The organism is Enterococcus sp. DIV2384, from assembly GCF_050534975.1.
Lineage (GTDB): Bacteria > Bacillota > Bacilli > Lactobacillales > Enterococcaceae > Enterococcus > Enterococcus faecalis.
Map to the genome: position 1 here is coordinate 606,031 of NZ_CP172905.1, position 13,288 is coordinate 619,318.

The 13,288-nt window shown below is 39.3% G+C and carries 12 protein-coding genes; all 12 read left to right on the plus strand.

The window, feature by feature from the left end:
- Positions 1–7 precede the first annotated feature (7 nt).
- The 12 genes from IGK54_RS02945 (at position 8) to alr (ending at position 13,283) form a co-directional block, all read left to right on the plus strand.
- Positions 8–1,096, plus strand: a complete 1,089-nt coding sequence (locus IGK54_RS02945; protein ID WP_002355714.1) for a DUF871 domain-containing protein — start codon at positions 8–10, stop codon at positions 1,094–1,096.
- A gap of 8 nt (positions 1,097–1,104) precedes the next feature.
- Positions 1,105–2,214 (plus strand): amidohydrolase/deacetylase family metallohydrolase, encoded by a 1,110-nt coding sequence (locus tag IGK54_RS02950; protein WP_010825059.1) that lies wholly within the window; start codon positions 1,105–1,107, stop codon positions 2,212–2,214.
- On the plus strand, positions 2,204–3,310 hold the full coding sequence (locus IGK54_RS02955) for a DgaE family pyridoxal phosphate-dependent ammonia lyase (RefSeq protein WP_430603184.1): 1,107 nt from the start codon (positions 2,204–2,206) through the stop codon (positions 3,308–3,310). Before IGK54_RS02950 ends, IGK54_RS02955 begins: the two co-directional genes overlap by 11 nt.
- 3 nt (positions 3,311–3,313) lie before the next feature.
- Positions 3,314–4,057 (plus strand): 2-dehydro-3-deoxy-phosphogluconate aldolase, encoded by a 744-nt coding sequence (gene dagF / locus IGK54_RS02960; RefSeq protein ID WP_104859283.1) that lies wholly within the window; start codon positions 3,314–3,316, stop codon positions 4,055–4,057.
- Between the two features lie 9 nt (positions 4,058–4,066).
- Positions 4,067–5,077, plus strand: coding sequence for a sugar kinase (locus tag IGK54_RS02965; protein ID WP_010819791.1), 1,011 nt, complete (start codon positions 4,067–4,069; stop codon positions 5,075–5,077).
- Positions 5,078–5,170: 93 nt separating this feature from the next.
- A complete protein-coding gene (locus IGK54_RS02970; RefSeq protein ID WP_002355719.1) occupies positions 5,171–6,199 on the plus strand; it encodes a hypothetical protein in 1,029 nt (342 codons plus the stop codon).
- Complete coding sequence (locus IGK54_RS02975) at positions 6,196–6,642, plus strand: YaiI/YqxD family protein (RefSeq protein ID WP_010775653.1); 447 nt, start codon at positions 6,196–6,198, stop codon at positions 6,640–6,642. The genes IGK54_RS02970 and IGK54_RS02975 overlap by 4 nt, the downstream gene beginning before the upstream one ends.
- 140 nt (positions 6,643–6,782) lie before the next feature.
- Entirely contained in the window at positions 6,783–7,853 is a 1,071-nt protein-coding gene (locus IGK54_RS02980) for a D-alanine--D-alanine ligase (protein WP_002355721.1), read from the plus strand.
- A gap of 78 nt (positions 7,854–7,931) precedes the next feature.
- Positions 7,932–9,305, plus strand: a complete 1,374-nt coding sequence (locus tag IGK54_RS02985; RefSeq protein WP_033660060.1) for a UDP-N-acetylmuramoyl-tripeptide--D-alanyl-D-alanine ligase — start codon at positions 7,932–7,934, stop codon at positions 9,303–9,305.
- Positions 9,306–9,607: 302 nt separating this feature from the next.
- Complete coding sequence (gene cshA / locus IGK54_RS02990; RefSeq protein WP_002355724.1) at positions 9,608–11,155, plus strand: degradosome RNA helicase CshA; 1,548 nt, start codon at positions 9,608–9,610, stop codon at positions 11,153–11,155.
- Positions 11,156–11,784: 629 nt separating this feature from the next.
- Entirely contained in the window at positions 11,785–12,138 is a 354-nt protein-coding gene (acpS, locus tag IGK54_RS02995) for a holo-ACP synthase (RefSeq protein ID WP_002355727.1), read from the plus strand.
- Between the two features lie 29 nt (positions 12,139–12,167).
- Positions 12,168–13,283, plus strand: a complete 1,116-nt coding sequence (alr, locus tag IGK54_RS03000) for an alanine racemase (protein WP_016633094.1) — start codon at positions 12,168–12,170, stop codon at positions 13,281–13,283.
- Positions 13,284–13,288: the final 5 nt, after the last annotated feature.

Genomic DNA, 13,288 nt, shown 5'->3' on the forward strand with positions numbered 1-13,288 from the left:
AACGAAGATGAAAAGAGCATTAGGTGTATCAGTTTATCCAGATCATAGTGATATCAATCAAGATAAAGCGTATTTAAAAAAAGCCAGCGAATGTGGGTTTACTCGAATTTTTATGAGTATGTTAGAAGTGACCGATGGCAAAGAAGCGGTTCAGAAAAAATTTAAAGAATTAATTAGTTATGCGAAAAATTTAGGATTTGAAACAATTTTAGATGTCGTTCCAAGTATCTTTGATGAATTGGAAATTTCATATGATGATTTGACTTTTTTCAGCGAATTAGGAGCTGATGGGATTCGGTTGGATACAGGTTTTGATGGAAATAAAGAAGCCATGTTGACGTTTAATCCATTTGGCGTGGCTATTGAGCTGAATATGAGTAATGATGTTGCTTATCTTGATAACATTTTGACGTATGAAGCGAATCGACCTTTCTTATATGGTTGTCATAACTTTTATCCACAAGCGGGAACTGCATTGCCGTATGATTTCTTTGAAAAATGTAGCATCCGTTTTAAAAAGGAAGGGATTCGGACAGCTGCTTTTATTTCATCTCAGGTAGGTGAAATTGGTCCTTGGGATGTGAATGATGGGCTACCTACTTTAGAAATGCATAGACAGTTGCCAGTCACTGTTCAAGCTAAACATTTATTTGCAACAAATTTAATTGATGATGTTGTTATTGGAAATGCTTATGCTTCCAACGAAGAATTAGAAGCATTGGGTCAGTTGAATCGTTATCAAACAGAATTGACCATTGTTTTTGAAGAAGCGACTTCTGAAATTGAAAAAGAAATCGTAACAAAAAATCAACATTTTCGCCGTGGAGATATCACTCAGCAGATGATTCGTTCCACAGAAGTGCGTAAAAAATATAAAAATGAAGCTAATCCCCCACATGATAATCAAGCAATGCTACAACCTGGAGATGTTGTTGTGGGAAATGATGCATTTGGAAAATACAAAAATGAATTACAAGTCGTTTTAGAACCACATCAAGACTCACGCAAAAATCGAGTAGGGCGTATTATAGAAGAAGAACTTGTATTATTAGAATTCATTAAGCCTTGGACAAAATTTAGATTTATAGAAAAGTAGGGAAGAATATGGACTACGATTTACTTATAAAAAATGGACAGACAGTAGATGGTATGCCTGTTGAAATTGCAATTAAAGAGGAAAAAATAGCTGCTGTTGCAGCAACTATTTCAGGTTCTGCAAAAGAAACTATCCACTTAGAACCAAGTACTTATGTATCCGCAGGCTGGATAGATGATCACGTTCATTGTTTTGAAAAAATGGCTCTTTATTATGATTATCCAGATGAAATTGGGGTCAAAAAGGGTGTTACGACAGTGATTGATGCTGGGACAACAGGTGCTGAAAACATTCATGAATTTTATGACTTAGCGCAACAAGCAAAAACAAATGTTTTTGGATTAGTCAATATTTCTAAATGGGGCATCGTTGCTCAGGACGAACTCGCAGATTTAAGTAAAGTACAAGCGAGTTTAGTCAAAAAAGCGATTCAAGAATTACCAGATTTTGTTGTAGGGATTAAAGCCCGTATGAGTAGGACCGTTATTGGCGATAACGGCATTACGCCTTTAGAATTGGCCAAACAGATTCAGCAAGAGAACCAAGAAATTCCCTTAATGGTTCACATTGGATCAGCACCGCCTCATTTAGATGAAATTTTAGCCTTGATGGAAAAAGGGGATGTCCTAACCCATTGTTTTAATGGGAAAGAAAATGGCATCTTAGACCAAGCAACGGATAAAATAAAAGATTTCGCTTGGCAAGCGTTCAACAAAGGAGTCGTATTTGATATCGGGCATGGTACGGATAGTTTCAATTTTCACGTAGCTGAAACAGCGTTGCGCGAGGGAATGAAAGCTGCATCAATTAGCACAGATATCTACATCCGTAACCGAGAAAATGGTCCTGTTTATGATTTAGCCACAACGATGGAAAAACTCCGTGTGGTCGGCTATGATTGGCCAGAAATTATTGAAAAGGTAACCAAGGCTCCTGCTGAGAATTTCCATTTAACGCAAAAAGGCACGTTGGAAATAGGTAAAGATGCTGATTTAACGATTTTCACGATTCAAGCAGAAGAAAAAACATTGACTGATTCTAATGGATTGACACGAGTAGCCAAAGAGCAAATTCGCCCAATCAAAACAATTATTGGAGGACAAATCTATGACAATTAGTTACGAAAAATTCCACTTAAAAGAAGTCATTAATGCTTCTGGCAAAATGACCATTCTAGGTGTCTCCAAAGTTTCGGAGGCAGTCCTAGCGGCGCAACGATTCGGTGGTGAACATTTCTTTGAAATGAGTGAACTTAGTCTGCAAACAGGGGCCTTTTTAGCCAACTTGTTGAAGGTAGAAGATGCCCAAATCGTTTCCTCGGCTTCGGCGGGGATTGCCCAAGCGGTGGCTGCCTTGATTGGAAAAGGCAGCTTGTACCACGCGTATCATCCCTATACAGAAAAAATCGAACAACGGGAGATTGTTTTACCTAAAGGGCACAACGTGGACTACGGCACGCCTGTAGAGGTCATGGTAGCGCAAGGCGGCGGCCAAGTAGTGGAAGCTGGCTACGCCAACATGTGCAGTCCAGAACACGTGGAAATGATGATTTCCGAAAAAACAGCGGCCATTCTATACATCAAAAGCCATCATACCGTGCAAAAAAGTATGCTGACGGTGGCCGAAGCGGCCAAAGTGGCGCAACGCCACAAGGTGCCGCTAATTGTTGACGCGGCAGCAGAAGAAGATCTTTTCAAATACACTGAAGCAGGCGCTGATTTGGTGATTTACAGCGGCGCCAAAGCCATCGAAGGGCCAAGTGCCGGTTTAGTGGTCGGGAAAAAAGAATACATTGATTGGGTGCGCCTACAAGGCAAAGGCATTGGTCGAGCAATGAAAATTGGCAAAGACAATATCTTGGGCTTTACGCAAGCAGTGGAAGAATACTTGACGCATGGCAGTGAATCAGGGGCTTCGATGCAAGAACGCTTAAAACCGTTTGTTGAAGCCATCAACAGTTTGTCAGATTTAACCGCTAAAATCGTCCAAGATGGCGCTGGCCGAGACATTTATCGCGCCAGTGTCAAAGTGGACGGCAGAAAAACCGCTAAGGAAGTCATCCAAGCGTTAAAAGCAGAAAGTCCAGCCATTTATACGCGAGAATATCAAGCCAACAATGGCATCATTGAATTTGACATTCGTTCTGTCAATCAAGAAGAAATGAACAAAATCGTGCAACGATTACAAGAAATTATGGACACAAAGGAGAAATAAGCCATGTCATTAAAACCTAATTATTTAGAAGAACGCATTTGTTTAAACGTCTTAGCCAATTCAGTAGAAAATGCCCAAGCCTGTTATGAAGCAGCAGAAGGGCATGTTGTGTTAGGCGTCCTTTCAAAAAACTATGAAACCGATGAAGCAGCCATTGACGATATGAAAAAATACCAAGCAGCAACCAACAACGCTTTATCTGTCGGCTTAGGGGCTGGCGATCCTAATCAAAGTCAAATGGTGGCTCGCTTATCAGAAGTTCTACAACCGCAACACGTGAACCAAGTCTTCACAGGTGTCGGCGCTTCGCGGGCCTTACTTGGTCAAGACGAAACAGTGATTAATGGCTTGGTTTCACCCACAGGCAAAGTTGGCTATGTTAACATTGCGACAGGTCCGTTAAGCTCTGGTGCGCCAGCAGCGGAAGTGCCTATCGAAACCGCCATCAAATTGTTGAAAGACATGGGGGGCAGTTCCATTAAATATTTCCCGATGAAAGGCTTGGCTCACAAAGAAGAATACCAAGCAGTAGCAGCAGCTTGTGCCAAGTATGACTTTTATTTAGAGCCAACAGGGGGCATTGATTTAGAAAACTTTGAAGAAATTGTTCAAATTGCGGTGGATGCCGGCGTTAAAAAAATCATTCCTCATGTTTACAGCTCAATTATCGATCAAGAAACAGGGGACACTAGAACAGAAGACGTGAAAACGTTACTAACCATGATGAAAAACACATTGAATAAGTAGGTGGCAAAGATGAAAATTGCTGCGTTTGGTGAAGTCATGCTTCGTTTCACTCCGCCAGAGTATCTAATGTTAGAACAAACAGAGCAGTTAAGAATGAACTTTGTAGGGACTGGCGTAAATCTCTTAGCAAATTTGGCTCATTTTCAACTAGAAACAGCATTGATTACGAAATTACCCGCCAATCGTCTTGGTGAAGCTGGCAAAGCAGCGCTAAGGAAGTTAGGAATTTCAGATCAATGGGTAGGAGAAAAGGGCGATCATATTGGTAGTTTTTTTGCAGAAATGGGTTATGGAATCCGACCCACACAAGTAACTTATCAAAATCGCCATCAGAGTGCTTTTGGCAGCAGCGAGGCGAAGGACTACGATTTTGAGGCCTTTTTAGCGGAAGTAGATATGGTGCATATTTGTGGTATTTCGTTAAGTTTAACTGAAAAAACTCGTGATGCTGCTTTGATACTTGCTCAAAAGGCGCATGCCTGTCAAAAGAAAGTTTGTTTTGACTTTAATTATCGACCTAGTTTGAATACAGCAAATAGCGCACTCTTTATGCGTCAACAGTACGAACGCATTTTACCTTATTGTGATATTGTTTTTGGCAGTCGTCGTGATTTGGTCGAGCTATTAGGTTTCATTCCGCGAGAAGATTTAGAAGGTGAGGCACAAGAAACTGAACTGATTCAGCGCTTCATGTCTCAATACAATTTGGAATGGTTTGCTGGGACAACGAGAAGTCATTCCCAAAATCAAAACTACTTAAGTGGGTATTTATATACCCAAAATGAGTACCAACGGAGTGAAAAAAGACCGCTTCTTAATCTTGATCGAATTGGTGCTGGTGATGCTTATGCGGCGGGGATTTTATATGGCTATAGCCAAAATTGGTCGTTAGAAAAGGCAGTTACCTTTGCCACAGTCAATGGGGTCCTTGCACATACGATTCAAGGAGATATTCCTTTGACAACGGTCAAACAAGTGAATCATGTTCTCGAGCATCCGAATATTGATTTAATTCGTTAAAGAAGAAAACCAGAAGAAAAGTCGTGTGTGGCTTTTCTTCTGGTCTTTTTTTCATTATAATTAAAAGAAACAGATTGCAAAGGAGGCAGCAGGATGAGTGTTGCACATCTTTTAACAGTTTTAGAAAATGATGAATTTATTGAACGGATTCAAAAACGACCAGAAGCGTTCATTGGAACGACTGGCTTAGTCGGCTTAGAGAATTTACTTGTTCAGACAATTAACGGTTTATTAGAGTTTTTCATTGAAAAGAATCAAGGGAAAATTGCAATACAGTTATCGCGTCAACAAATCTCTTTTCAGGTATCTTCCACACGACCGCTTGTTTTTGAACAAAAGCAAGTCGATTTAGAACCACCTTTTCTGTATTTATCTGTTTTACAAGCCTTCTCAAAACAAGTAGGAATCAGTATCGATCAAGAAAAACAGCGGACTATTTTTATTTACCATCAAGGGCAATTGAAAAAACGATTATTATTACCTATTGAAGAAACCCAGGAACGAATTGAAGTCTTGTTTTGGCCAGATACGCAAATTTTTGGTACAGAATCACTTTCTTATATGCGTGTTTTACAACAATGTCAACAGATTGCCATGTTGAATCCAGGCTTAAAGATTCTCTTAACACAAGAAGAGGAACAAAAAAATCTTTGTTATTACCCTAAAGGTTTAAGTAATTATTTATTTGAAAAAGATAACCCATTAACTAGAAAAGCCGCACCGATTATTCAAGCCAAGCAAACAGAATTGGCCCTTGTTCAATTTATTTTGAGTAAAAATCATGCGCCGCAAGTGCAAAAAACATTTGTTAATGGGCATTATCCCAGTCTTGGTGGAACCCACTATGAGGGTTTTCTTGATGGCGTAGTGGCCGCCTTCAATCAATTTTTAGAGGAGCAACATTATTCATTATCTGTGACAGCAGATAGTTTTTTAGCAGAATTTGATTTTGTTTTAGCCATTACGATACCAAAGCCCCGCTACACGGATGCAACGAAAACCATTTTAAGAAATACAGAGTTATATGAAGTGGTTAAAGAAGTCGTTTTTGACGAATTACAACACTACTTTCAACGTCATCCCAAATGGTTAGAGCAAGGAAGAAGCGAGGGAAATGAATGAAAATTTTTGTCGATGGCGATGGTTCACCTGTGAAAGAGACGGTTATTGAAGTCGCTGTAGAGAAAGCTTTGGATGTGGTGATTGTTACTAGTGTAGATCATTATTCCTTAAAAGATTATCCAGAAAATGTCTCTTTTGTGTATGTTGATAAAGGAGCGGATGCTGCTGATTTTAAAATTGTGCAGTTAATAAAAAAAGGGGATCTTTTAATTACACAAGATTATGGCTTAGCTTCCTTGGTTTTGCCAAAGGGAGTGTCGGTTTTACATCAACTGGGTTATCAATATACGAAAGAAAATATTGATGGCTTGTTAGAACAACGCTATTTTAGTGGCCAAATTCGGCGAAAAGGTGGCCGAACGAAAGGACCTAAACCTTTTACAGACAAAGATAGAACAACGTTTAAACAAGCCCTTATTGAGCTGGTGGAACGGAGTCTTTAGTAAGGAAAAGGCAAGCAAAGAATTTTTCCTTCACTAAATTTGCTTCTATTATGAAACTGGGTTTTATGCTAAAATAAGTAAGGATAATTTGAAAAATAATTTTTTCTAAAAGACAGGAAAGAAACTAGGAGGACAAGCATTTGAAGATTATTTTGTTGTATGGCGGCAGAAGTGAAGAGCACGATGTGTCTGTTTTGTCTGCATATTCCGTTTTAAATGCAATCTATTATAAATATTATCAAGTACAGTTAGTCTTTATTAGTAAAGACGGTCAATGGGTAAAAGGCCCTCTCTTATCTGAACGACCACAAAATAAAGAAGTTTTACATTTAACTTGGGCACAAACACCTGAAGAAACAGGCGAATTTTCAGGAAAACGAATCAGTCCTTCGGAAATTTATGAAGAAGAAGCGATTGTTTTCCCTGTTTTACATGGGCCAAATGGTGAAGATGGAACAATTCAAGGATTCATGGAAACCATTAATATGCCTTATGTAGGCGCAGGTGTCTTAGCTAGTGCTAACGCAATGGACAAAATCATGACGAAATATCTTTTACAAACTGTTGGCATTCCACAAGTACCATTCGTGCCAGTTTTAAGAAGTGATTGGAAAGGAAATCCAAAAGAAGTCTTTGAGAAATGTGAAGGTTCTTTAATTTATCCGGTCTTTGTTAAACCTGCCAATATGGGTTCTAGTGTCGGAATTAGCAAAGCGGAAAATCGTGAAGAATTGCAAGAAGCATTGGAAGAAGCTTTCCGTTATGATGCCCGAGCAATTGTTGAACAAGGGATTGAAGCACGTGAAATTGAAGTAGCCATTTTAGGAAATGAAGATGTCCGTACGACTTTACCTGGTGAAGTGGTGAAAGATGTCGCTTTCTATGATTATGATGCAAAATACATCAATAACACGATTGAAATGCAAATCCCAGCGCATGTTCCAGAAGAAGTAGCCCATCAAGCGCAAGAATACGCTAAAAAAGCGTATATTATGTTAGATGGAAGTGGCTTAAGTCGCTGTGATTTCTTCTTAACAAGCAAAAACGAATTATTCCTGAATGAATTGAACACCATGCCTGGTTTTACTGACTTTAGTATGTATCCTTTACTATGGGAAAATATGGGCTTGAAATACAGTGATTTAATTGAGGAACTGATTCAGTTAGCTTTGAATCGTTTTAAACAACGCCAAGAATTTTATAATAACTAAGAAGAAAAAATCACACAAGACTGGGACATGACAAGACTTTGGCATGTCCCAGTCCCTGTGTCAGAGGAGCAAAACATAATGAAATTAACCTTCTGGGAAGTAGCGCAAGCGGTTGAAGCCAGTAATGATTGGCAACAATGGCCTGATTTTCCTTTAACAGGCATTGAATTTGATAGTCGTAAAATTGTGAAAGGAAATCTCTTTGTTCCTTTACAAGGTGAAAATGATGGTCATCGTTTTATTGAGAGTGCCATGGCTAATGGCTGTCAGGCCGCTTTTTGGGGACAGGATTTAGTCGATGCGCCGCAACAATTGCCTGTTTTGCATGTTACTGATCCACTGGTTGCTATGCAAAAATTAGCTACCTATTATTTAAATAAAATGCAACCGAATGTCATCGCTGTGACTGGCAGTAATGGAAAAACCACCACTAAAGATTTGATTGCTGCTGTGTTATCTGAAAAGTTTGTGACTTACAAAACGCAAGGCAATTACAATAATCAAATTGGCTTACCCTATACTATTTTACACATGCCTGATGAAACAGAAAAACTGATTTTAGAAATGGGCATGGATCATGCTCAGGAAATTTCTTTCCTTTCCAATCTGGCTCAGCCAGAAGTTGCCGCCATCACAATGATTGGCGAAGCCCATGTGGAAAATTTAGGCTCACGAGCAGGCATTGCACAAGCAAAAATGGAAATCGTAGATGGTTTAGCCAAAGACGGTAGTTTATTTGTGCCAAGCGATGAACCTTTGCTAGAACCATTGGTGGAAAAAGTCACGCAACAAGTGATTACTTTTGGTTTTAGCCAGGAAAGTCAACTTCAAGGAATCGTCACAAATGAAGCCAAAGAGCAAACCTCATTCAAAATCAGTGATACACAAATGACGTTTACGATTCCAATGCCAGGAACCTATAATGTCACCAATGCATTAATCGCAATTGGCATTGGTCGGTATTTCCAATTAACGGATAGTGAGATTCAAAAAGGGTTGGCTACAGCGAAACTAACAAAAAATCGGACAGAATGGCTGAAAGCAGCGAATGGTGCCGAAATTTTAAGTGACGTGTACAATGCCAATCCGACAGCTATGGGTCTTGTTCTGGACAGTTTTAGCAAAATGTCCAAAGTAGGAAAACGAATTGCTGTTTTAGGAGACATGCTGGAATTAGGTCCTGATTCTGCTAGCATGCATCAAGCAATGGCGCAGCATTTAGCCCCAGATGCGATTGAAGAAGTCTTTTTATATGGTTCTGAAATGGCTTATTTAGCTGATAAATTGCAAGAAACCTATGCACCAGCTAACATTCATTCTTTTAAAAAAGAAGAAAAAAATGAGTTGATTGAAGCTGTCAAAAAAGTCTTACAGCCAGAAGACATGGTGGTTTTAAAGGGAAGTAACGGGATGGGACTTCGTGAAGTCATCGATGCACTTTTGGAAAAGTAAATAAGTTTCATAAAACTTGCTGAAAATAGGATTCTATGATAGAATGACCTATTGCCGGAAGATGACGAGAAAAATTGAATCGTAGTAAATAAAATAGATCTATTTCTATGTTTAATAATAAATGTGAAGCTGAACGACCACGTTTGGCTTTTCTAATGCCATAAGGTGAATTTTTCGGTGAAATCAGGAAAGAAGAAATAGTTGGCACACTATAATGGATTTCTTTTTAACAACTGAAAGTGAAGACACCTGAAACTAGGAAGAAATCGTTCTTTCCGAAACAAAATCTAGGAGGATATCATTTGAAATTTAAAGAACTTGGTTTAGCGCCAGAATTATTATCAGCGGTAGAACGCGCAGGCTTCGAGGAAGCAACCCCTATTCAATCAGAAACAATTCCGTTAGCGTTAGCAGGAAAAGACGTAATCGGACAAGCACAAACAGGAACAGGGAAAACCGCTGCTTTTGGCTTACCAATGCTTAACAAAATTGACGCAGACAACCGCGTTATTCAAGGATTAGTCATTGCACCAACCCGTGAGTTGGCTATCCAAACACAAGAAGAGTTATTCCGTTTAGGCCGCGATAAAAAGATTCGCGTCCAAGCCGTTTACGGTGGGGCTGATATCGGTCGCCAAATTCGTGGACTAAAAGATCGTCCACATATCGTTGTAGGTACACCAGGACGTTTACTAGACCATATTAACCGTCGTACCTTGAAATTAGAAACTGTTGAAACATTAGTTTTAGACGAAGCAGATGAAATGTTAAATATGGGCTTCTTGGAAGACATTGAAAAAATCATCTCACAAGTGCCAGAACAACGTCAAACACTTCTATTTTCAGCAACTATGCCGCCAGCAATCAAGAATATTGGCGTGAAATTCATGAAACAACCAGAACATGTGAAGATTAAAGCTAAAGAAATGACGGCTGATTTAATTGATCAATATTATGTACGTTCAAAAGACTTTGAAAAATTTGACATTATGACACGTTTACTAGACGTGCAAACCCCAGAATTGACCATTGTCTTTGGTCGGACAAAACGCCGTGTTGATGAACTTGCACGCGGGTTAGAAGCGCGTGGTTACAAAGCAGAAGGCATCCATGGCGACCTATCACAACAAAAACGGATGAGCGTTTTACGTTCATTCAAAAATGGTAACTTAGATATCTTAGTGGCAACAGATGTAGCAGCACGTGGGTTAGATATTTCAGGTGTCACCCATGTCTATAACTACGATATTCCACAAGATCCAGAAAGTTATGTTCACCGTATTGGTCGGACAGGTCGTGCTGGTAAAGGCGGTATGTCTGTGACGTTTGTAACACCTAACGAAATGGGTTACTTACATGTCATCGAAAACCTAACGAAAAAACGGATGACACCATTACGTCCACCAACCGAAAAGGAAGCATTTAAAGGACAATTAAGTGCAGCTGTTGAAACCATCGAAAGTGATCTAGAAGAAAATGGTTTAGACAAATATCTAGAATCTGCTGAAGCGTTATTAGAAAAATACTCAGCGACAGACTTAGCTGCGTTATTATTAAAAACAGTAGCGAAAGATCCAGCAGATGCGGTTCCTGTAAAAATTACCCCAGAACGACCATTGCCTTCAAATAAAAAAGGCTTTAACAAAAATGGCCGTGGTGGTGGCGGTGGTAACAACCGTAATCGCAACCGTGGTGGCAATGGTAAAGGTGGCAGCTATCGTGGCAACAAAAACCATAAAGATGGCGACCGTAATTACAAAAATAGCGACCGCAAAAATAAAGATCAACGTGGCGGCAAACGTCATAACGATAAAAAACGTGGTTTCGTCATTCGCGAAAACGCTAAATAATCAAAAGAGCGAGTGTTCCGTCTATGAACGGAACACTCGCTCTTTTTTGGTAGATAATCGTTAAATAGAAAAACTCAAAAAAAGTAAAAAAGGCATCAAAATGATATAGAAAAAGAAAAACGCCAAAATTATCCAAGTTTTCAACGGGGAAGTTAGATTGAAGAGTTTCAGTTTTTGTTGTAGCAAATGAATGGTTAGAATCCAAGCCAGTTGCAAGAGAAAAAATAGGCTGGGATTTTTAAAGAAGATTGGAAATATGTAGAGCAACAAAGTAAAAGTAAACAGGGCGCAACGAAGTAACTTTTTTTGCCGAGAAGTTAAAGTCATACATTTTTCTCCTTTTTCTGTTTATTCTCCCATAAGTAGCCAAAATTTGCTATAAAATATTAGAACATCCGCTTAGTTTCCTGATTTTTTCCGATACTTCTTAGTTGTTGTCTTACTTTTATAAAAATTCAGAAAAATTTTATAAAAATGTAAATAGGAAGAAAACGTATGGTACTTCAATTTGTGTGAGATCTTGTAAAACATTATTTATTTTTTTAGCGAATCAGTGGAAAAATTTTGAAATTTTGTTAAAATGAAAGGTAATTCGGAGTAACTATATTAAATAGGAAGTAAGGCGGAAAATGATAAAGGGAATTGGTATTGACGCAGTAGAATTAAGTCGGATAAAACCGATTGTTGAAAAACAAGGATCATTTATTCAACGGGTTTTAACACCTAACGAATTGACCCTTTTTGAAAAGTTATCTACAAAACGTCAAATAGAATTTTTAGCTGGTCGTTTTGCTTGTAAAGAAGCGTTCTCTAAAGCATGGGGCACAGGGATTGGTAAAGTTGGTTTACAAGATATTGAGGTGCTGACTGAAAAAACAGGTGCACCATACGTAGCAAACTCGCCCCATAATGGTAAAGTGTTTGTCTCGATTACGCACACAGATACTATGGCGATTGCACAAATTGTTTTAGAAAGCGAATAATAGAAGCAACGAAGAAAGAAGGATGTACAATGGTCGTTGGATGGCATCGTCCTACACGGTTACATATCGATACGCAAGCAATTACTGAAAATGTCCAAAAGGAATGTCAACGTTTGCCAGAAGGAACCGCTTTATTTGCGGTTGTAAAAGCGAACGGCTATGGGCATGGCGCCGTAGAATCCGCCAAAGCGGCGAAAAAAGGTGGCGCGACAGGTTTTTGTGTCGCCTTATTGGATGAAGCAATTGAATTGAGAGAAGCAGGTGTTCAGGACCCCATTTTAATTTTGAGTGTGGTAGACTTAGCTTATGTGCCTTTATTGATTCAATATGATTTGTCTGTAACGGTAGCTACACAAGAATGGTTAGAAGCTGCTCTTCAACAACTAACGTCTGAGAGTAACACGCCATTACGTGTTCACTTAAAAGTCGATACTGGCATGGGACGGATTGGCTTTTTAACCCCGGAAGAGACTAAGCAAGCAGTGCGGTTTGTTCAATCCCACAAAGAATTTTTATGGGAAGGGATTTTTACTCATTTTTCAACAGCTGATGAAATCGATACAAGCTATTTTGAAAAACAATCAGGGCGTTTTAAGGCTGTTCTAGCAGTTTTAGAAGAGTTACCTCGGTATGTCCATGTTAGCAATAGTGCGACAGCGTTATGGCATCCTGATGTGCCAGGAAACATGATTCGCTATGGAGTAGCCATGTATGGATTGAACCCTTCAGGTAATAAGCTGGCCCCAAGCTATGCGTTAAAGCCGGCCTTACGGTTGACCAGTGAACTTATCCATGTAAAACGCTTAGCGGCTGGCGAAGGGATTGGCTATGGCGAAACCTACGTGACTGAAGCTGAAGAATGGATTGGGACAGTACCAATCGGCTATGCAGATGGCTGGTTGCGTCATCTCCAAGGATTTACAGTGCTCGTGAATGGTAAGCGTTGCGAAATCGTCGGACGAGTGTGTATGGATCAATGTATGATTCGTTTAGCAGAAGAAGTTCCTGTCGGCTCAGTCGTTACATTAGTTGGAAAAGATGGCAATGAAGAAAATACGTTACAAATGGTAGCCGAAAAATTAGAAACCATTCATTATGAAGTTGCATGTACTTTCTCACAAAGAATCCCCAGAGAATATAACTAGATAGG